The following is a 2,030-nucleotide window of genomic DNA, read 5'->3' as shown; positions in this document are numbered from 1 at the left end:
TTTTTAGTAAACAGTCGCTTCCCCCTGGTCTCTGCGGCCCACACCCGCATCAGAGAAGCAAGTTCTCATCACGGGGCAGGCCCCCCATCTTCCGAAGTTACGGGGGCATTTTGCCGAGTTCCTTAACCATGATTCTCTCGATCGCCTTAGTATTCTCTACCTGATCACCTGTGTCGGTTTGGGGTACGGGCGGACTTGGACCTCGCGCCGATGCTTTTCTAGGCAGCATAGGATCACCGAATCACCCCGAAAACGGGGCGCCTATCAGGTCTCAGAATATATGAGCGGCGGATTTGCCAACCACTCTTCCTACACCCTTGGACCAGGTCAATTCCATTGCCTGGCTCGGCTACCTTCCTGCGTCACACCTGTTAATACGCTGACCTCACTGCATCGGTTCCCACCACATCAACCAGCAAGATACCCGAAGGCACCAACAGCTAGCGTCAATCATGGTTAGCATCCACAGCTCAGTATGGGCGGTCCTTCGCCGGTACGGGAATATCAACCCGTTGTCCATCGACTACGCCTGTCGGCCTCGCCTTAGGTCCCGACTAACCCAGGGCAGATTAGCTTAACCCTGGAACCCTTGATCATTCGGCGGACGGGTTTCTCACCCGTCATTCGCTACTCATGCCTGCATTCTCACTCGTGTGGCCTCCACCGCTGGTTTACACCGCGACTTCACCGTCCACACGACGCTCCCCTACCCATCCAAACACCCAATCGAAACCAGGTTAATATTTGAATGACGCAACTTCGGCGGTGTGCTTGAGCCCCGCTACATTATCGGCGCGGAATCACTTGACCAGTGAGCTATTACGCACTCTTTCAAGGGTGGCTGCTTCTAAGCCAACCTCCTGGTTGTCACAGCAACTCCACATCCTTTTCCACTTAGCACACGCTTAGGGGCCTTAGTTGGCGTTCTGGGCTGTTTCCCTCTCGACTATGAAGCTTATCCCCCACAGTCTCACTGCTGCGCTCTCACTTGCCGGCATTCGGAGTTTGGCTAAGGTCAGTAACCTTGTAGGGCCCATCGCCTATCCAGTAGCTCTACCTCCAGCAAGAAACACGCAACGCTGCACCTAAATGCATTTCGGGGAGAACCAGCTATCACGAAGTTTGATTGGCCTTTCACCCCTACCCACAGCTCATCCCCTCCATTTTCAACTGAAGTGGGTTCGGTCCTCCACACGCTCTTACACGCGCTTCAACCTGGCCATGGGTAGATCACTTCGCTTCGGGTCTAGATCACGCCACTCAAACGCCCTATTCAGACTCGCTTTCGCTACGGCTTCCCCACACGGGTTAACCTCGCGACGTAACACTAACTCGCAGGCTCATTCTTCAAAAGGCACGCCATCACCAGGGAACAAGTCCCCAGCTCTAACGGATTGTAAGCGCACGGTTTCAGGTACTATTTCACTCCCCTCCCGGGGTACTTTTCACCATTCCCTCACGGTACTGATTCACTATCGGTCATCAAGTAGTATTCAGGCTTACCAGGTGGTCCTGGCAGATTCACACAAGGTTTCACGGGCCCCGTGCTACTCGGGTATCAACACTAGAACGGCAGACACGCATTACACCTACGGGACTATCACCCTCTATGGTCCGGCATTCCAACCGATTCACCTATACGCCTGCACCTCATCCCACCAGCAAGATAGCGCTGGTACATGCCGACCCCACAACCCCGGTGATGCAACGCCTATCCGCTATCACACACCAACCGGTTTAGCCCCATCCGCGTTCGCTCGCCACTACTAACGGAATCACTGTTGTTTTCTCTTCCTGCGGGTACTGAGATGTTTCACTTCCCCGCGTTCCCTCCACACAGCCTATACATTCAGCTGCAGGTCACACCACATAACATGGTGCGGGGTTCCCCCATTCGGAAATCCTGGTCTCAACGTCCGGTTATCGACTCCACCAGGCTTATCGCAGATTCCCACGTCCTTCATCGGCTCTTGATGCCAAGGCATCCACCGTGCGCCCTTAAAAACTTCAACACAACATCAAAGTCAAAA

Annotated in this window: 1 rRNA gene; it reads right to left on the bottom strand. The window is 54.1% G+C overall.

The window, feature by feature from the left end:
* Positions 1-2,012: ribosomal RNA gene (locus tag ACNPM8_RS11420) — 23S ribosomal RNA — on the bottom strand; the annotation flags it as partial.
* Positions 2,013-2,030 lie beyond the last annotated feature (18 nt).

It is taken from the genome of Glutamicibacter sp. AGC46 (assembly GCF_053543715.1).
Note: the sequence above shows the minus strand (reverse complement) of the source record. Positions and strands in the feature narration are given on the sequence as shown.